This window comes from Massilia sp. YIM B02769 (assembly GCF_030411995.1).
Taxonomy (GTDB): Bacteria; Pseudomonadota; Gammaproteobacteria; order Burkholderiales; family Burkholderiaceae_D; genus Telluria.
Window position 1 is genome coordinate 188154 of record NZ_JASNRC010000005.1, and the last position, 17604, is coordinate 205757.

Genomic DNA, 17604 nt, shown 5'->3' on the forward strand with positions numbered 1-17604 from the left:
GACTGCCGCCATGCGCTTCTTCGCCGACTTGTCCGCATCCTCCCCCCCGCGCCGCCCGGCTGCGCTCCTGTTCCTGGCTGCGGCCGCCGTCCTGTCGGCGTGCGGCGGTTCCGGCGCCGGCGCCGATACGCCAGCGCCCCAGCCGGTGCCGCCCCGGCCGAACCTGGCGCTCGCCCTGCCCGGCGTATTGCCCGTCAAGCTGCGCAGCGAGGGCGATACCTGGGTCGTGCTGGCCGAGAAGCCGCATGGCTTCATGGACGAGACCATCATGGAGAGACGGCTGCGGATCTCGGATGCCAATGGCGCCGACGCGCATGAATGGACGCCGCCAGCAGGCTGGACCCTGGTCGACTTCGCCCTGCACCCGCAGCGCGAGATCTCGGCGGTACTCTCGAACGGCGTCACGCTCCGGCTGGTGCGCCTGGACAGCCAGGGCCGCCAGCTGGCCATGCAGGATTTCCGCGACCAGAACCTGGCGCAGGATCCCTATTTCGGCCGCCCGGGCGAAGTGCGCGACCGCGCGGCGATGGCGCCGCTGAAGACACGCGACGCGGTGCGCATCGCACCCTCGGGCGAACACCTCGGCCTGGCGCTGCGCAGCGGCGGCAACGGCGTCGTCGCCTACCGTTTCGACTACACGGGCGGCCGCTTCGCGCAGCGCTGGCGTACCCTGGTCGAGCCCGGGATCTACCTGGACGGCATCCGGCCGCGCAGCGGCAGCTACGATCCCTTCGAGGGCAGCGACAACCACTGGAAACTGGTGATGGACATGGACGCGCGCGGCCGCATGGCGGTCGGTGTCCTGGTGTCGAGCCGTTCCGACCTGGCCTTCGCGCACCGCCAGACCTTCGACGAACCCCTGCCCGCCGGCTTCGCCGATGGCGTGCTGCTCACCGTCCTCGACGAGCGCGGGATGCGCTCGCGCGCGCTGGCCATCGACAACCGCGACAAATCCGAAGTCCATGCGCTGAAGTGGGCGGGCGAGACGCTGCTGGTGGCGGGCCGGGTGCGCACGACGCGCGCGTCCGACGGCAGCGGCTGGGACGGCTACGTGGCCCGCACCGACGGCGCCGCCGCTCTGCGTTCCTACCGGCTGGTCGACGTCGACCGCGGCGACGCCATCCTCGACCTCATGCCCCTCGACGGCAATGCCGTGCTGCTGGCCGGCGCCAGCGGCTACACCCAGAACCCGGACGGCGAAAGCGTCTCGGAGACCAGTGCGCCGCTGCTGGCGCGCCTCGACACCGGCACCGGCGCAACCACCCGCATCGCGCTGCCGGCCGGGCCGCGCGGCAACCAGGTGCGCGGCCTGGCCGCCTACCGCGCGCGCTGGCTGGCCGCCGGCATGCAGAACGTGCCGGGCACGCACAGCGCCGACAGCGACCCGCGCCTGCTGGTCACCGACGGCTGGCTGCGCGAAGTCGAGCCGGCGCGTTGAGCGAGCGGCCGCTCAGGCTGGCCGGGGCCGCGCCAGGCGATACAGGACATGGCGTGACAGCGGGTGCTCCGGCGCCAGTGCCGGGTGGGCGAAGTCGCCTGCCGGATCGTGGCGCAGGCCCAGCCCTTCCATCACGCGGCGCGAACGGACGTTTGCAGGCACCGTGAACGAAATGATCTCGTCGAGCCCGAGCGTGCCGAATCCGTGTTCGATGCTGGCGCGCGCGCCTTCGCTCGCATAGCCGCGCCCCCAATGCGCGCTGCCGAGGAACCAGCCAAGCTCGAAACAGGGTGCGAAGGGCTGGTCGAAATCCTGGTACTTCAGGCCGACGAAGCCGATTAGTTCGCCGCTGTCGCGCAGCGTGGACGCGAAATAGCAGGTCCGGTCGCGTGCGCACAGCCGGTTCTGCGTGGCGATGAAGACACGGGCCTTGTCGTCGGTCCAGGGGCCGGGCAGGAACTCGTAGACCGCCGGATCTTCGCTCAGGCGTACGAAGTCGCCGATGTCCTCGTCGCGCCAGGTGCGCAGCGACAAGCGGGCGGTACGTAATATCTCCATGGCGGTCTCCTGGTCGGCAAGTCAACAGGCGTGCAGTGTAGGCGAAGAAGACGTGTTTGCCGACGCTTGCGGCAGCTTGCGCCCCCACCGAACACGTCTAGCCCTCCGCATCTCGCGCCAGGTTCGACCGCACCCGCAGCAGCAAGCCATGCAGCTGCTCGCGTTCCGCTTCGCTCAGCCCCTCCAGCGCCACGCCCGACAACCCGGCCCCGATTTGATGCAAACGCCCGTGCAGCGCCAGCCCGGCCGCGCTCAGGTGCAGGCGCGTGCTGCGCCGGTCGGCCGCGTCGGCGCTGGCGTCGAGCAGGCCGCGGTCGCGCAACCCCTTGATCAGGCGCGTCAGCTGCGCCTTGTCGCGCCCCGAGTGCGCCACCAGGTCGCTCAGCGTCGCTCCGGGCTGGCGGGCGAAGAAGCGCAGCACCTTGCTCTCCATGTGGGTGAGCTCGTGCTCGGCGCCGGCAAAGGCGCGGAACTGCTGCGAGCGGTAGAGGTGCATGATCGAATGGATGGCATCGAACACGTCGCCCACCGTTCCTGACGGATTTTGGTTGACTTTATCAACTTGTTTTCGCATAATAGGTGACATTATCAACCAATCTCAATGAAAGTGTGAATCATGGAACAGCAACAACGCAAGACCGTCCACCGCGTGCGCCATGAACTGCGCATGCGCGAGGTCACCGTCGCCAGCATCGCGCCGGTCGGCGAACACTTCGCCAGCATCACCTTCCAGGGCGAGGCGCTGGCCGACTTCGTATCGCTGTCGTTCGACGACCATGTGAAATTCATGTTCGACGACGGCGCCGGCAACCAGGTGCGGCGCGACTATACGCCGCGTCGCTTCAGCGCGCAATCGCGCGAGCTGACGATCGAATTCGCCTTGCATGGCGACGGCGCGGCTTCAAACTGGGCGCGCAACGCCAGGCCCGGCGACCGCGCCATCATCGGCGGGCCGCGCGGCTCGATGATCGTGCCGCCCGACTTCGACTGGCACCTGCTGGCCGGCGACAGCACCGCCCTGCCGGCCATGCGCCGCCGCCTGGAAGAATTGCCGGCACCGGTGCGCGCCACCGTGGTCGCGTTTGCCGGCGCCGGCGACCGCCTGCCCTTTACCAGCGCGGCGCAGGTCGAGGTGCACTGGGTCGACAGCGAAGACGCCCTGGTCGAACGGGTGCGCGCATTCAGCGTGCCGGCGGGCGAAGGCTTTGCCTGGGGCGCCGGCGAAGCGGCGACGATGCGCCGCCTGCGTACGGTGCTGGTCGAGGAAAAAGGCATCGCCAAGGAAGCGATGCGCGTCTCGGCCTACTGGAAACAGGGCGTGGCCGACCACCACGAGAACCTCGAGTAAAGCCTCAGCGCTTACGGCCGTGCAGCGCCTGGCGCGAGCGCTTGCGCTCCTCGGCCTTTTCGTAGCGCCGCAACTGGTCTTCGCCTTCGGGCACCAGCTTCGGCACCGCCTGCGGCTTGCGGTTCTCGTCCACCGCCACCATCGTGAAGTAGCAGCTGTTCGCATGGCGCACCGTGCGCGCCTGGATGTTCTCGCTCACGACGCGAATGCCGACTTCCATCGAGCTGTTGCCGGTGTAGTTCACCGACGCCAGGAAGGTCACCAGCTCGCCCACATGGATCGGCTCCAGGAACATCACCTGGTCCACCGACAGCGTCACGACATACGAGCCCGAATAGCGGCTGGCGCAGGCATAGGCCACGCTGTCGAGGAATTTCAGGATGGTGCCGCCGTGGACATTGCCGGAGAAGTTGGCCATGTCGGGCGTCATCAGGACCGTCATGGTCAGTTCGTGGATCGGGCGTCCGTGCTGGTCGTTCATGGTGCTGTCCTGCGATTCGAAATGTAAAGACTTATTGTAGCGGCAATCGGTTTGACTTTCCCATTCGCAATTGGTTCACGCCGAAGCAAACGCCACGTTACCCTCGACCGCCACCCGGCCTGCGCTCACCAGCACAAAGCGGCCGGCGCCGGGCGCATGCAGCAGCTGCACGGCCGCACCCAGGGGTACCGTCGAACGGAAGCGCACCTCGACCGAACGCACGCGTTCGCCGCCGCTTTCCAGCAAGGCCAGCGCCCTGGCCACCGAATGCATGCCGTGGATGATGGGTGCGCGCAGGCCGAACAGCCGTGCCGCCGGGCGCGCCAGGTGGATCGGGTTCCAGTCGCCCGACACCCGCGCGTAGGCCCGCCCTTCGCCGTGGCCGACCTGCCAGCCGCCATATGCCGGTAGCGCAGGCATGGCTTGCGGCGCACTGCGCGCCCCGTCCTTGCGCCCCGCCAGCGCCAAGTACTTGCTGGTACAGCCGAACACGCTCGTGGCGCCGTCCCAGGCCATGGTCTCGAGCACGCAGAAGCGCGCGCCGCTGCGGGTTGGCGGCTCCACCCGCAGCGTCGTTGCCAGGCGCAGCAGCCGGCCCGGCACGGCAGCCGCATGCTCGGCGATGCTGTTCTCCACATGCACCATGCCCAACAGACGAAACGGAAACCGCGGCGACAGCATGGTGGCGAGGTGGGCGCGCTGCGCCAGCAGGTAATGTGCACTCACGGGCAACGAGCCAGGCGCAAAGCCGAGCAACGCGTTGTAGCGCCCGAGTGCGGCCGCGTCGAGCGCCGGAGCGTCGAACACAGTGGCGGGCACCTGCGGCGCGTCGCCGGCCTGGGCGCCGCGCTTGAACAGCGCCCGCAACAGGAGCGCCGGCGCGGCGGGCAACGGAGGCGCAGTCGGCGTCTGCGCTGGCGGTATCTGGAACAAGCACGAGCTCCTTGGGGGCGACACCGAATTATACGCAGCCAAAGCGGCCATTCAGGCAATGTTGACGCTTTCAAAATGCCATTCGCAACAAACCCGGCGAATTGACCGATAATAGGGGTTTTGCGGGCCAGCACCATGCCCACCCGCTGTTTCTGGAGACTGTATGAACAAAGAAGGCCAATCGACGCTGTCGATCGAAAAATGCTTGATTCCCCTGCCGCCGGCGGACCGTTCGGCGCTGCTGCAAAACCCGGGCTTCGGCCGCGCGTTCAGCGACCACATGGTCACGATCCGCTACACCGAAGGCAAGGGCTGGCATGACGGCAAGGTCGAGGCGCGCGCCAACCTGCCGCTCGATCCGTCGACCATGGTCCTGCACTATGCGCAGGAAATCTTCGAAGGCCTGAAGGCCTACCGCCTGCCGCAAGGCGGCGCCGCCCTGTTCCGTCCGGACGCCAACGCGCGCCGCTTCGCCAACTCGGCCCGCCGCCTGGCCATGGCGCCGCTGCCGGACGAATTGTTCCTGGAATCGGTGCACGCGCTGGTCAGCGAAGACCGCGACTGGATCCCGGAAGCCGAAGGCTCGGCCCTCTACCTGCGTCCGTTCATGATCGCCACCGAAGCGGCCCTGGGCGTGAAGCCGGCCAGCGAATACCTGTACTGCGTGATCGCTTCGCCGGTCGGTTCTTACTTCAAGGCCGGCGCCGCCGGCGTAACCCTGTGGGTCTCGGAAAACTACATCCGCGCTGCGCCAGGCGGCACTGGTGACGCCAAGTGCGGCGGCAACTACGCCGCCAGCCTGGCCGCGCAGGCCGAGGCGATCCGCCAGGGCTGCGACCAGGTCGTCTTCCTCGACGCCGTCGAGCGCAAGTACGTGGAAGAGCTGGGCGGCATGAACGTCTTCTTCGTGTTCGAAGACGGCTCGATCCAGACCCCGCCGCTGACCGGCACCATCCTGCCCGGCATCACCCGCGATTCGCTGATCACCCTGGCGCGCGACATGGGCATCACCGTGCGCGAAGAAGCCTACTCGATCGACCAGTGGCGCGCGGACGCCGCCAGCGGCCGCTTGACCGAAGCCTTTGCCTGCGGCACCGCAGCCGTTGTCACCCCGATCGGCAAGGTCAAGGGCAGCAGCTTCGAAGCGACCATCGGCACCGGCGGCGCCGGCGAAGTGACCACCAGGCTGAAAGCGGCCCTGCTCGACATCCAGAACGGCCGCGCCGAAGACAAGCACGGCTGGCTGCAACGCGTTTTCTAAGCGGCACCGCACCAGCTCCACTGCGCGGCCGCTCCGGTCGCGCAGCTTTTCTGCAGCGGCGTCCTGCCGCTGCAACATTTCCCGCCCTTTGCCCCGATCTCTGCAAAAGAAATTGCAAAGAAGAAATGGCATCTTTACAATACCGGTCCACGGGAATGCGCAAGCCCGGGCACTGCCGTCATTACAATAACGATATCGACCAATGAAAAAACCTGCATTCGCACTTTTCCTGGCCCTGACCGCCTTCGGCGCCCAGGCACAAACCGTTGAATCGGCGCCGGCGCCCGTCGCGGCCCCTGCCGTCCAGTACGAACCGGTCGGCGCCAAGCCGCTGCGCTTCGTCCTCGGCATCGGCGCGACCTTCGGCGGCGACAAGCTGGCCACCGCCTACTACGACGACGGCGACGAAGTCGACCTGAAGGCCGGCGACCTGGTGGCCCTGGTGGCGGGCGTGGATTACCGCATCAACCAGGAGTTCTCGGTGCAAGGCACCGTCGGCTACCACGTCGACCGCGCCGGCGCCGACAACGGCGACATGCGCTTCGAACGCATTCCCTTCGAGCTGCTGGGCTACTATCATGTGAACGACAAGGTGCGCGTCGGCGGCGGCCTGCGCTACGTCACCGGCGTCAAGTTCCGCAGCAGCGGCGCCGGCGACATCGGCGACTACAAGTTCAAGGACAGCACCAGCGCGGTGGCCGAGATCGAATACCTGTTCTCGCCGCGCATGGGCCTGAAGCTGCGCTACGCGAACGACGAGTTCAAGGAAAAGTACTACGGCGGCAAGGTCAAGGGTGACCACGTCGGCATCTTCGCCAACTTCTACCTGTAAGCTGCTCCTGAAAACCACGGCGCCGCCCCGTGCGGCGCCCGCATGAGACCATGTTGAAACTCAGCCTCGACGCCCTGCTCACCGTCGACACCATCGCCCGCCGCGGTTCGTTCGCGGCCGCCGCCAAGGAACTCTTTCGGGTGCCGTCGACGATTTCGTACACGGTCGCCAAGCTCGAGGAAGACCTGGGCGTGCAGCTGTTCGAGCGCTTCGGCCCGCGCGTGACGCTCACCGACGCCGGAGAAGAGCTGCTCAAGGAAGGCCGCTATCTCCTGAAAGCGGCCGGCGACCTGGAACGCCGCGTACGCCGCGTCGCCTCGGGCTGGGAAACCGAATTCACCATCGCCATCGACTCGATGCTCGACCCGGGCGCATTGATGGGCGATATCCAGGCCTTTTACGAAGTGGCCGACCAGACCCGTCTGCGCCTGTTGAAGGACGCTTTGTCCGGCACCTGGGAAGCCCTGCTCGACCGCCGCGCCGACTTGCTGGTGGGCGCGGCCGGCAGCGGCCCGTCGGGCGGCGGCTATACCTCGCTGCCGCTGGCGACCGTCTCGTTCGTCTTCGTGGTGGCGCCCGGCCACCCGCTGGCCGCCATCGAGCGCCCGCTCTCGAAAGCCGACCTGAGCGCCTGGCGCGCGGTGTCGGTATCGGATTCCGCGCGCCAGCTGCAGGCGCGCACCGTCGGCCTGCTGTTCGGCCAGGACACGCTAGCCGTGCCTGACATGCAGACCAAGTACGACTTCCAGCGCGCCGGCCTGGGCTTCGGCTTCCTGCCCGAACCCTGGGTGCGCGACGACCTGGCGCAGGGCCGCTTCGTGGCCAAAACGGTGGACGAACCGAAACCGGACGAGACCCTGCACCTGGCCTGGCGCACCGGCGAAGAAGGCGCGGCGCTGGCATGGTGGAAAGACCGTTTGCGCGAATCGGACACGGTCGCCGAGATGCTGCGGCGCGGACCGCGCTAGGCGGCAATCTTCTGCTGCGCCGGAACGAAACACGGCGCCGCCAGTCCAATCGCATGAGCTAACGAACCTGCGAGGACGCCATGAGCACGAGCATTACCGGCAGCACGGTTACCACCCGCGACGGCACGTCGATCTACTACAAGGACTGGGGCCAGGGCACGCCCGTGGTCTTTTCCCACGGCTGGCCGCTGCAGGGCGACGCCTGGGAAGACCAGATGCTGTTCCTGGCCGAACACGGCTACCGCGTGATCGCCCACGACCGCCGCGGCCACGGCCTGTCGAGCAAGCCCTGGGACGGCAACCACATGGACACCTATGCCGACGACCTGGCCGACCTGCTCGACGCGCTCGACCTGCAGGGCGCCACGCTGGTCGGCCACTCCACCGGCGGCGGCGAAGTCACGCGCTACATCGGCCGCCACGGCACGGCGCGCGTGGCCAAGGCCGTGTTGATCAGCGCGGTGCCGCCGCAGATGCTGCGCACCGACACCAATCCCGAGGGCCTGCCGATGGAAGTGTTCGACGCCATCCGCGCCGGCGTGCTGCACGACCGCTCGCAATACTTCAAGGATCTCGCATTGCCCTTCTATGGCTACAACCGGGCGGGCGCGACGCCCTCGCAAGGCGTGATCGACACCTTCTGGCTGCAGGGCATGCAATGCAGCATCCGCAGCGCGCATGCCTGCATCGCGCAATTCTCGGAAACCGACTTCACGGCCGACCTGGCGAAGATGACGATCCCGACCCTGCTGCTGCACGGCGACGACGACCAGATCGTCCCGATCGGGGCGAGCGCCCGGCACGCGGTAGAGCTGCTGCCCCAGGCCAGGCTGGTCGTCTACGAAGGTGCGCCGCATGGCATTCCCACCACGCACAAGGACCGCATCAACGCCGACCTGCTCGACTTCCTGCGCTCCTGAGGCAGGCCGATGAAAAAACGCGCCGGCCACCGCTTCCGGCGCCGGCGTAGGGTGGGTTCTCGAACCCACCATTGCCACCACCGGCCCGCTACCACTCGTAGGGTGGGTTCTCGAACCCGCCATTCTCACCACCAGCCAGCTACCGCTCGTAGGGTGGGTTCTCGAACCCACCATTGCCACCACCAGCCAGCTACCGCTCGTAGGGTGGGTTCTCGAACCCACCATTGCCACCACCGGCCCCCTACCTCGCTCAGTGCGGCAAATCAAACAGCAGCACTTCCGCGTTATCCGCACCATTGAGCACGATCGCCGCTTCGTCGTCGACCCGTACCGCATCGCCCGCCTTCAGTGCGATGCCGTTCACGGTCAGCGCCCCCTGGGCCACGTGCAGGTAGCCGATGCGGCCGGCCTGCAGCGGGAAGCTGACTTCGTCGCTGCCGGTCAGGATGCCGGCGTACAGCGCCGCGTCCTGGCGGATCGTCACCGATCCCTCGCGGCCGTCGCTTGACGCCACCAGGCGCAGGCGGCCCAGTTTCGATGCGCGGTCGAAGTGCTTTTCTTCGTAACCGGCCGGAGCGCCGATCTGGTTCGGCTGGATCCAGATCTGCAGGAAGTGCACCGGGTCGGTCTTCGAGCCATTGAACTCGCTGTGCACCACGCCCTTGCCCGCACTCATGCGCTGCACGTCGCCGTAGCGCAGGACCGAGCCGTTGCCCATGCTGTCCTTGTGCTCCAGCGCGCCATCCAGGACATAGGAGATGATTTCCATGTCGCGGTGGCCGTGGGCGTCGAAGCCGCGGCCGGCGTGCACCCGGTCTTCGTTGATCACACGCAGCGGACCGACGCCCATGTGGGCCGGGTCGTGGTAGTGGCCGAACGAGAAGGTGTGCTTCGAATCGAGCCAACCCAGGTTGGCAATGCCGCGTTCTTCGCTTTTACGTACTTTCAACATGATCTGCTCCTTTTATTGTGGGCCGTTCGAACTGTTCGAACATCGGCGCCGGCGGGTCCTTCGACTCCCCGTTTGCGCTGTGGCCGCGTTGTCGATGGAGTCATTATGCGACGTCCCGGCCGGATCAAAAAGCGAGTAGTTTGCCGCTGTATCGTCGAAATTTTCGAACGAGCATTGGACGCCTATTCGGGGTGCACCACGTGCGCCGCCATCGCCTCGCCGATCGCGTAGAAATGCCCGCCCGCCACGTGATGAATGCTGCGCCATTCCGGCCCCGCCTGTTCGAACTCCCAGTGCCCATTGCAGAACACGCGGTCGTCGGCCCAGGCAGCGGTCACTTCGCCGATGAACAGGTCGTAGACCTGCTGGTTGTGCGGCTCGGGAATCAGCCGGCATTCGAGCCAGGCCGAGCAGCCGGCCACGAACGGCATGCCGCTGGCGCCCAGCCGGATCAGTTCCACACCGATCGCGTCCAGTTTCCCGGGTTCGCGCGCACGGCTGCGCGTCCCCACCTCGTGCGTCAGCTGCAGCAGCTGCGCGGTCGGCACCTGGATCACGAACCCGCCACTGGCTTCGATCAGCTCGCGCGTGCGGGTGCTCTTGTCGAGCACCACGGTAAGTTTCGGCGGGGCGAAGTCGAGGGCGCAGGCCCAGGCGGCGGCCATCAGGTTGTCGATGCCGTCGTGGCGGGCCGAGACCAGCACGGTCGGCCCATGGGTCAGCAGGCGGTAGGCTTTTTCGAGCGGGACGGCATGGATGTGTTCGTTCATGTTCGATTCCATTGTCAGTTCAAGGATGCAGTTGCGGGTGGGCGGCGAACAGCGCCTCGATCCAGGCGTTGAAGACGCGCAGCTTGGGCGCCGCCATTTGCCCCTTAGGATAGACCAGCGAGACCGGCATCGCCGCACAGGGGAATTGCGCAAGCAGCGGCACCAGCGCGCCGCTGCGCAGGTGCGCTGCCACCTGGTAGCTGGCCGCCTGGATCAGGCCCAGGCCCTGCAGGCCGGCGCAGACATAGGCATCGGCGTCGTTCACCGCCACCGGTCCGGCGAATGTCATGCGCCGCACCTCGCCATCGACCGCGAAATCCCAGTCGAAGGCACGCCCGGTACGGCCCGAGAAATGCACGACCGCGACGTGGCCCTCGAGATCGGCGATGGTCTCCGGCCTGCCGTGGCGCTCCAGGTAGCCAGGCGCCGCGCAGGTGATGAAGCGCATGCTGCCGATGCGGCGCCCGATCAGGGCCGAGTCCTCGAGTTCGCCGACGCGCAGGGCGCAATCGATGCCGTCGCGGTTCAGGTCCGCCAGCCTGTCGCTCAGGCCGACCACCAGTTCGACCTCCGGGTAGGCGGCGTGGAATTCGGCGAGGCGCGGCATGACCACATTCCGGCCCAGCGCCCCGGGCAGTTCGACGCGCAGGCGGCCCTGGGGCGGCGCATCCGCCATGCGGAACGGCGCCTCGGCCGCGTCGAGCGCGGCCAGGATGGCGATGCAGTGTTCATAGTAGGCCGCCCCATCGCTGGTAAGCGACACGCTGCGCGTGGTCCGCTGCAGCAGTGTGCGGCCCAGGTAGGCTTCCAGGTTCTGCATGGTTGCCGTCAGCGAGGCGCGCGGCAAGTCCAGGCTCTCGGCGGCGCGCGAGAAGCTGCTGGCCTCGACGATGCGGACAAAGGTCTGCATGGCTTTGATACGGTCCAAATCGAGCACCCTCCAGCATGGTCGTGATTGTTCAGATAATATGAATTGTAAGGGAGGCCGGACGGTGGATTATCTTTTGCGCCGGCCTTTCTAGAATGGACACATCATTTGTCCATCCCACAGGAGAATCCATGAACCACCCAGCCACACCCGGCGCCGACATCGCGCCCGGCATGGTGCGCCTGCTGGCGCTGTCCGCCGGCCTGATCGTCGCCAACCTCTACTACTCGCAAACCCTGGTCGGCCCGATCGCCGCCAGCACCGGCCTGTCAGAGGGCGCCGCCGGCCTGATCGTCACGCTGACCCAGATCGGCTACGCGCTCGGCCTGTTCTTCATCGTGCCGCTCGGCGACCTGCTGGAAAACCGCCAGCTCGTGTTCTGCCTGCTGCTCGGCACCGCCGCAGCCCTCGCCTGCGCCGCCTTCAGCAGCAACGCCTGGCTGTTCCTCGCCAGTTCGCTCGGCATCGGGCTCGGCTCGGTGGCGGCCCAGGTGCTGGTGCCGTTCGCCGCCCATCTGTCGCGCGAGGAAACGCGCGGCCACACGGTCGGCAAGGTGGTCAGCGGCCTGCTGCTCGGGATCATGCTGGCGCGTCCGGTCTCCAGCCTGGTGGCCGACCATGGCGGCTGGCACACCGTGTTCGGCGCCGCCGCCCTCATCGTGATGGTGCTCGCCTTTGTGCTGCGCACCCGCCTGCCGGAGCGCCGTCCCGCGCACAGCATGTCCTATGCCCGCCTGATCGCCTCGCTCGGCCACCTGTTCGCCAGCACGCCGGTCCTGCGCCGGCGCGCCGCCTACCACGCCGCCATGTTCGCGTGCTTCAGCCTGTTCTGGACCGTCACGCCGATGATGCTGTCCGGTCCCGCCTTCCACCTGTCGCAGACCGGTATCGCCATCTTCGCCCTGGTCGGCGTGTCCGGCGCCGTCGCGTCGCCGATCGCCGGCAAGCTGGCCGACCGCGGCCACACGCTGCCCGCCACTGCCTGCGCCATGCTGCTGGCCATCACCGGCTTTGCCTTGCCGCTGTTCGCACCGGAGTCGCGGAATATCGCCCTGGCCCTTCTGGTAGTCGCCTCGATCGTGATCGACATGGGCGTGGCCGGCAACATGGTGCTGGGCCAGCGCGCCATCTTCTCGCTGCCGGCCGAGGTGCGCAGCCGCCTGAACGGCCTGTACTTCTCGCTGTTCTTCGTCGGTGGCGCAGTGGGTTCGGCCTCGGGCGCCTGGGTATTCTCGCAGTACGGCTGGCATGCCGCCCTGCTGCTGGGCATGGCCTTCCCGGCGCTGGCCCTGCTCTACTGGGCCGGCGAACTGATGGCCAGCACCAAGTCGGTGCGCACGCCGGTGTGAACCAGCGTTGATCAGCCGAAGCGGGCCAGCTCCGCTTCGCTGAAGCCCGCACGGCGCCGGGCTTCGATGTTGAACGGCCCCTTCAAGACCGGCGCCTTGTAGCGCACGGTGAGCTCGTCATAGGTGGCCATCGGTTCCAGGCCGCGTTCGGCGCACAGGTGGAAGAACCAGCGGTTGCCGATCTCCACGTGGCCTTCTTCCTCGACCAGCAGGATATCGAGGATGGCGGCAGCGGCCAGGTCACCGGCCTGGGCCAGTTTCGCGCGGAGCGGCGGAATCGCATCCAGGCCGCGCGCCTCCAGGGTGCGCGGCACCAGCGCCATGCGCGCCACCACGTCGCCGCTGGTCTTCTCTACCATCTCCCACAGGCTGTTATGGGCCGGGAAGTCGCCATAGGCGTGTCCCAGCGTGGCCAGGTGCTGCGAGAGCATGTCGAAGTGCGTCGCCTCCTCCTTGGCCACGCGCAGCCAGTCGGTGTAATAGGTGTCCGGCAAACCGGGGAAGCGCCACAGGGCATCCAGCGCCAGGTTCACCGCATTGAACTCGATGTGGGCCAGCGCGTGGACCAGCATCGCCCTGCCCTCGGTAGTGGCCATCGAGCGGCGTCCGACCTGCAGCGGCGGCACCAGGTCTGGCTTTGCAGGGCGGCCGGGAATGCCGGGCGGCGGCGCCACCTCTGCGGCGCTGTCCACGGTCCAGTTGCCGGCGCGGTGCTGCTGCGCCATGGCGAACACCATGCCCACCTTGGCTGCCGGATCGCATTCCAGCAGGCAGGCCAGCGCCTGTTCGCGCAGCTCGATAGGGAGCGACTTCATACACTTTCTCTATATGTTTAGAACGAGCCGCGCAGTTTACCGCATCGCGCACGCCTCTTGCCCCGGCAAGGCTCTTCTTATGCGAAAAACAAATACGTATGGTCAAAAAGCTTCGTTCACACGCCAGGGCCGCCGCCAGTAAGGTGCTCCTACTGATGACTTCTCTTAAGAAACAACCATGATCAAGAAAAAATTGCTGGTCCTGCTGGCCGCCACCGCACTGCTGCAACCGGCCTTCGCCGCAGACGTGAACCTGCTGAACGTGTCCTACGACCCGACCCGCGAGCTGTACCAGGACGTGAACGCCGCCTTCGCCAAGTCGTGGAAAGCGAAAAGCGGCGACAACGTCAAGATCAAGCAGTCGCACGGCGGCTCGGGCAAGCAGGCGCGCTCGGTGATCGACGGCCTGGAAGCGGACGTCGTCACCCTCGCCCTCGGCTACGACATCGACGCCCTGAGCGAGAAGAACCTGCTGCGCAAGGATTGGCAGACCCGCCTGCCGCACAACGCGTCGCCCTACACCTCGACCATCGTGCTGCTGGTGCGCAAGGGCAACCCGAAAGGCATCAAGGACTGGAACGACCTGATCAAGCCGGGCGTCGCCGTCATCACCCCGAACCCGAAGACCTCGGGCGGCGCGCGCTGGAACCACCTGGCCGCCTGGGGCTATGCCCTGCGCCAGCCGGGCGGCAACGAAGCCAAGGCCAAGGAATTCCTGAGCAAACTGTACAAGAACGTGCCGGTGCTGGACTCGGGCGCACGCGGCGCCACCACCACCTTCGTCGAGCGCGGTATTGGCGACGTGCTGATCGCCTGGGAAAACGAAGCCTACCTGGCGGTCAAGGAGCTCGGCCCGGACAAGTTCGACATCATCACCCCGTCGGTCAGCATCCTGGCCGAGCCGCCGGTGGCGGTCGTCGACAAGTTCGCCGACAAGCACGGCACCCGCAAGGTGGCCGAGGCTTACCTGAACTTCCTGTATACCGACGAAGCGCAGGCCATCATCGCCCAGAACTACTACCGCCCGGCCACGCCGAAAGCGGCCAAGCAGTACGCGAAGAACTTCCCGCAGGTGAAGCTGTTCACGATCGGCGACGTTGCCGGTAACTGGGCCAATGCGCAGAAGACCCACTTCGCCGACGGCGGCGTGTTCGACCAGATCTACCAGCCGAAGTAATTGCCGGCCCAAGCCTCAGCGTGAGGGCAAACCGGGCGATAATCGCAGGATTGTCGCCCGGAGCATGACCATGTACGTTCCCTCCCATTTCGCCGAAAACCGTCCCGAGGTCTTGCACGACCTCATCCGCCGGCATCCGCTCGGCATCCTCGTCACCCACGGCGCGGCGGGGCTCGACGCGAATCACCTTCCCTTCGAACTGAGTGCCGCAGCGGGCAGCCTGGGCATCCTCAGCGGCCACGTGGCGCGTGCCAATCCGGTCTGGCAGGAGCTGGCCGACGGTGCCGAGGTGATGGTGATCTTCCGCGCGGCCGACGCGTATATCTCGCCGAACTGGTATCCATCGAAGCACGAGCAGCACAGGCAGGTGCCGACCTGGAACTACGTGGTGGCGCATGCGCACGGGCGGGTGCGGATCGTCGATAACGAGCGCTTCGTGCGCGGGATCGTGGGGCGGCTGACCAAAGCACATGAAGCGTCGCAGCCGGTGCCGTGGACGATGGCGGACAGTCCGCGCGAGTTCATCGACGGCCTGCTGCAGGCGATTGTCGGCATCGAGATCGAGATCACGCGGCTGGAGGGCAAGGCGAAGCTCAGCCAGAACAAGGAAGCGCGCGATGTGCAGGGGGCGGTGGATGGGCTGAAGGCAGCGGGTAAAGACGACGTTGCCGAGGCCGTGCAGCGCGGGCCTCGGTAGCGTACCCGATTGGTGATCGAATCGCACTCTTCGGCACCAGTTATCGTGCGGTCGGTAAACATGTTGTGCCAGCCGCTGCATTCGGGTGTAGAGCATCCACACTTTGTAGCCCGTAACTGCTCAGTCAACGCGGCATATCGAGGAAATTCCGGTATAGCCGGCGCACGTCGGACAGCCAATGCCGCTACACTGGTTATTTCCATTCACGGCAAGCCTGCCGGCGCGATTGCAGGCAGCGACTTCTTACGGAAACCGATCATGCACCGCACCCGCTTTCGCAATCGTCGCACCTCCCAACCCATCCTGGCAGCCTGCCTGTCGGCGCTGACGCTGCTGTCATCCGCCAGCATCGATGCCGCGCCACAGGCAGCCGCCGCCGACACGCGCTATGAACGCGTCGCCCCCAGTCCGGATGGCATCGGCAAGCGCTACATGGGCCGCGAGATTGCTGGGGTGATGGGATGGGAAGGCGCGCAATGGCTCGAGCGCGAAAGCCGCGCACGCGAGGAGCGGCCCGAACTGCTTCTGCGGGAACTGGCGCTCGCGCCCGGCATGACGGTGGCCGACATCGGCGCCGGCACCGGCTACTACACCTGGCAGCTGGCGAAACAGGTAGGGCCTGGCGGTCGGGTGTATGCGGTGGACGTGCAGCCGGAAATGATCGGCATGCTCGACCGCCAGATGGCGAAGCGCGGCGTGCGCAATGTGGTCTCGGTGCTAGGCAGCGAGACCACCGTTAAATTGCCGCCGGCTAGCGTCGATTTGGCAATCATGGTCGATGTCTATCACGAGCTCGCCTATCCCTCGGAGGTCCTCGACAGTATCGTCGCGGCCCTGAAGCCGGGCGGGCGCGTCGTCTTCGTCGAATATCGGGCTGAGGATCCTGCGGTCGCGATCAAGCCGCTGCATAAGATGAGCGAGCGGCAGGTAAGGCGTGAAGCCACGGCGCATGGCATGAAGTGGGAACGTACGATCGAATCGCTGCCGATCCAGCATGCGATCGTATTTCGGAAGCCGTGAGCGCAGCGTCTCTTGCCGTTGCTATTGATGAGTAACGGCCAAGGGATGGAATGCTTTTAGCTTGCCGTTACCGACAGAACCCGCTTCTTGCCGATTGCGGACTTATTGTAGCGTTCGCTTCCGCCCCAAATCAGACGTTCAGGAAGCAAGCACGCCATAAAAAAAGAAAACTAACGGTACAGCCAGTACCACCCACAAAACCTTGCGTACCACGGCATACTGCCTGGCACTGATTGGACCGAGAATATTCAGAATCAGGTCGGCAAATATACGTTTTCCTTCAGGTGTCTTCTACAGTATAGGTGATCTGCTCGCGTACGTCCGCTAATGACGGGTCGGGATCTCTTGTCACGTCCGCTTACGACCCACAGCGGACGTTCAGAGTCAGAGATGAAGGCTCTAAAGCTTGTAAGTAAAAGCGACCTGCAAAAAGCAATAAAGCGCGAGGTTCACATCAGCTTCCAGGTCACCGTCCTGAAGCTCGACCAGATCACTTTTAAATACTCGATTGAATGACAGCTTCGCTTTGGCCGTATATGGAGCTGCATCCACAATTTTCTCAACCAGATCAGATCCGAAGGATCGCGCGCTCAAAAACCCGCGAATTCCTTCGAGGCACACCTTAATCACCGTCTCTGCATTTTTTTGGTCGAGCGAGAACTCGACGTTCATTAAGCGATGGCTCATCCAATCCGTTACCCAAATCGTAGGATTGAGTTCTCGCTTCAGATGTTCGAAATACTCTTCTCGAGTTGGGGTGTCCACTAGCTATCCTCCTCCGCCACCAGGCGATTTATCCGATGATCGCTACGTCCGCTTCTGGCCGAAAGCAGCTGTCCGAAGCAGCATAGCAGGTTGCTGAGGCAACAAACTCGCCGATTATCACGACCGGCCGCTACCGACCCATTGCTGACATGGCTACACTTCGAAAGCGGACATTCAACGTGAGGTGTCAGCTGNTCCCTGCCAGTCTGCGACAGACCGGACCCGACCCGAAGCGGACCTCACAGCTACCGCTAGTCTTGAAGCGAAGCGTTTCCGCAAACGAATTCAACGCCTAGTGGCTGGGTGACTTCGAGATTGTCCTCTCCCGGTAACGGGCCGCGATACCGTTCAAGGTACGGATGCTGGAAGTTATCGGGCGTGCTTTCTGGAGC

Annotated in this window: 19 protein-coding genes; 10 read left to right on the plus strand and 9 right to left on the minus strand. The window is 65.8% G+C overall.

Going from position 1 to position 17604, the window contains the following annotated elements; translation table 11 throughout:
* Positions 1–28 precede the first annotated feature (28 nt).
* Positions 29–1438, plus strand: coding sequence for a hypothetical protein (locus QPK31_RS09915; protein WP_290422769.1), 1410 nt, complete (start codon positions 29–31; stop codon positions 1436–1438).
* Between the two features lie 12 nt (positions 1439–1450).
* On the opposite strand, the gene QPK31_RS09920 is transcribed toward QPK31_RS09915, so the two are convergent.
* Together QPK31_RS09920 and QPK31_RS09925 are read right to left on the minus strand one after the other, a co-directional pair.
* The gene (locus tag QPK31_RS09920; RefSeq protein WP_290422770.1) at positions 1451–1996 is read right to left on the minus strand and encodes a GNAT family N-acetyltransferase; all 546 of its coding nucleotides are present in this window, start codon (positions 1994–1996) and stop codon (positions 1451–1453) included.
* A 97-nt stretch (positions 1997–2093) separates the two neighbouring features.
* Entirely contained in the window at positions 2094–2516 is a 423-nt protein-coding gene (locus QPK31_RS09925; protein ID WP_374045797.1) for a MarR family winged helix-turn-helix transcriptional regulator, read from the minus strand.
* Positions 2517–2612: 96 nt separating this feature from the next.
* Here QPK31_RS09925 and QPK31_RS09930 point away from each other — a divergent pair, with 96 nt between their 5' ends.
* Complete coding sequence (locus QPK31_RS09930) at positions 2613–3344, plus strand: siderophore-interacting protein (protein WP_290422772.1); 732 nt, start codon at positions 2613–2615, stop codon at positions 3342–3344.
* Positions 3345–3348: 4 nt separating this feature from the next.
* Here the strand turns inward: QPK31_RS09930 and QPK31_RS09935 are convergent, their stop codons facing one another.
* Together QPK31_RS09935 and QPK31_RS09940 are read right to left on the minus strand one after the other, a co-directional pair.
* Positions 3349–3825: an acyl-CoA thioesterase gene (locus QPK31_RS09935; protein ID WP_290422773.1), complete on the minus strand. Its 477-nt coding sequence runs from the start codon at positions 3823–3825 to the stop codon at positions 3349–3351.
* Positions 3826–3900: 75 nt separating this feature from the next.
* The gene (locus tag QPK31_RS09940; protein WP_290422774.1) at positions 3901–4758 is read right to left on the minus strand and encodes a MaoC/PaaZ C-terminal domain-containing protein; all 858 of its coding nucleotides are present in this window, start codon (positions 4756–4758) and stop codon (positions 3901–3903) included.
* 163 nt (positions 4759–4921) lie between these two features.
* On the opposite strand from QPK31_RS09940, the gene QPK31_RS09945 reads away from it, so the two are divergent.
* From QPK31_RS09945 to QPK31_RS09960, 4 genes are all read left to right on the plus strand, one after another.
* Positions 4922–6019: a branched-chain amino acid aminotransferase gene (locus QPK31_RS09945; RefSeq protein ID WP_290422775.1), complete on the plus strand. Its 1098-nt coding sequence runs from the start codon at positions 4922–4924 to the stop codon at positions 6017–6019.
* A gap of 202 nt (positions 6020–6221) precedes the next feature.
* On the plus strand, positions 6222–6851 hold the full coding sequence (locus QPK31_RS09950; protein WP_290422776.1) for an outer membrane beta-barrel protein: 630 nt from the start codon (positions 6222–6224) through the stop codon (positions 6849–6851).
* A gap of 50 nt (positions 6852–6901) precedes the next feature.
* Entirely contained in the window at positions 6902–7819 is a 918-nt protein-coding gene (locus tag QPK31_RS09955; protein ID WP_290422777.1) for a LysR substrate-binding domain-containing protein, read from the plus strand.
* 80 nt (positions 7820–7899) lie between these two features.
* Complete coding sequence (locus QPK31_RS09960) at positions 7900–8739, plus strand: alpha/beta fold hydrolase (RefSeq protein ID WP_290422778.1); 840 nt, start codon at positions 7900–7902, stop codon at positions 8737–8739.
* 250 nt (positions 8740–8989) lie between these two features.
* Here QPK31_RS09960 and QPK31_RS09965 read toward each other — a convergent pair whose 3' ends face one another.
* From QPK31_RS09965 to QPK31_RS09975, 3 genes are all read right to left on the minus strand, one after another.
* A complete protein-coding gene (locus tag QPK31_RS09965; RefSeq protein ID WP_290422779.1) occupies positions 8990–9691 on the minus strand; it encodes a pirin family protein in 702 nt (233 codons plus the stop codon).
* A 182-nt stretch (positions 9692–9873) separates the two neighbouring features.
* Complete coding sequence (locus QPK31_RS09970) at positions 9874–10461, minus strand: flavin reductase family protein (protein WP_290422780.1); 588 nt, start codon at positions 10459–10461, stop codon at positions 9874–9876.
* Between the two features lie 19 nt (positions 10462–10480).
* On the minus strand, positions 10481–11389 hold the full coding sequence (locus QPK31_RS09975) for a LysR family transcriptional regulator (RefSeq protein ID WP_290422781.1): 909 nt from the start codon (positions 11387–11389) through the stop codon (positions 10481–10483).
* A gap of 131 nt (positions 11390–11520) precedes the next feature.
* Between QPK31_RS09975 and QPK31_RS09980 the strand changes: the two genes are divergently transcribed.
* Complete coding sequence (locus QPK31_RS09980; RefSeq protein ID WP_290422782.1) at positions 11521–12738, plus strand: MFS transporter; 1218 nt, start codon at positions 11521–11523, stop codon at positions 12736–12738.
* Positions 12739–12749: 11 nt separating this feature from the next.
* Here QPK31_RS09980 and QPK31_RS09985 read toward each other — a convergent pair whose 3' ends face one another.
* Positions 12750–13553 (minus strand): ferritin-like domain-containing protein, encoded by an 804-nt coding sequence (locus QPK31_RS09985; protein ID WP_290422783.1) that lies wholly within the window; start codon positions 13551–13553, stop codon positions 12750–12752.
* A gap of 178 nt (positions 13554–13731) precedes the next feature.
* On the opposite strand from QPK31_RS09985, the gene QPK31_RS09990 reads away from it, so the two are divergent.
* The 3 genes from QPK31_RS09990 to QPK31_RS10000 all read left to right on the plus strand — a co-directional run bounded on the left by QPK31_RS09990 (position 13732) and on the right by QPK31_RS10000 (position 16447).
* Complete coding sequence (locus QPK31_RS09990; protein WP_290422784.1) at positions 13732–14730, plus strand: sulfate ABC transporter substrate-binding protein; 999 nt, start codon at positions 13732–13734, stop codon at positions 14728–14730.
* A 70-nt stretch (positions 14731–14800) separates the two neighbouring features.
* Complete coding sequence (locus QPK31_RS09995) at positions 14801–15427, plus strand: FMN-binding negative transcriptional regulator (protein WP_290422785.1); 627 nt, start codon at positions 14801–14803, stop codon at positions 15425–15427.
* 258 nt (positions 15428–15685) lie between these two features.
* Complete coding sequence (locus QPK31_RS10000; RefSeq protein WP_290422786.1) at positions 15686–16447, plus strand: class I SAM-dependent methyltransferase; 762 nt, start codon at positions 15686–15688, stop codon at positions 16445–16447.
* Between the two features lie 399 nt (positions 16448–16846).
* Here QPK31_RS10000 and QPK31_RS10005 read toward each other — a convergent pair whose 3' ends face one another.
* Positions 16847–17212, minus strand: a complete 366-nt coding sequence (locus QPK31_RS10005) for a hypothetical protein (RefSeq protein WP_290422787.1) — start codon at positions 17210–17212, stop codon at positions 16847–16849.
* Positions 17213–17604 lie beyond the last annotated feature (392 nt).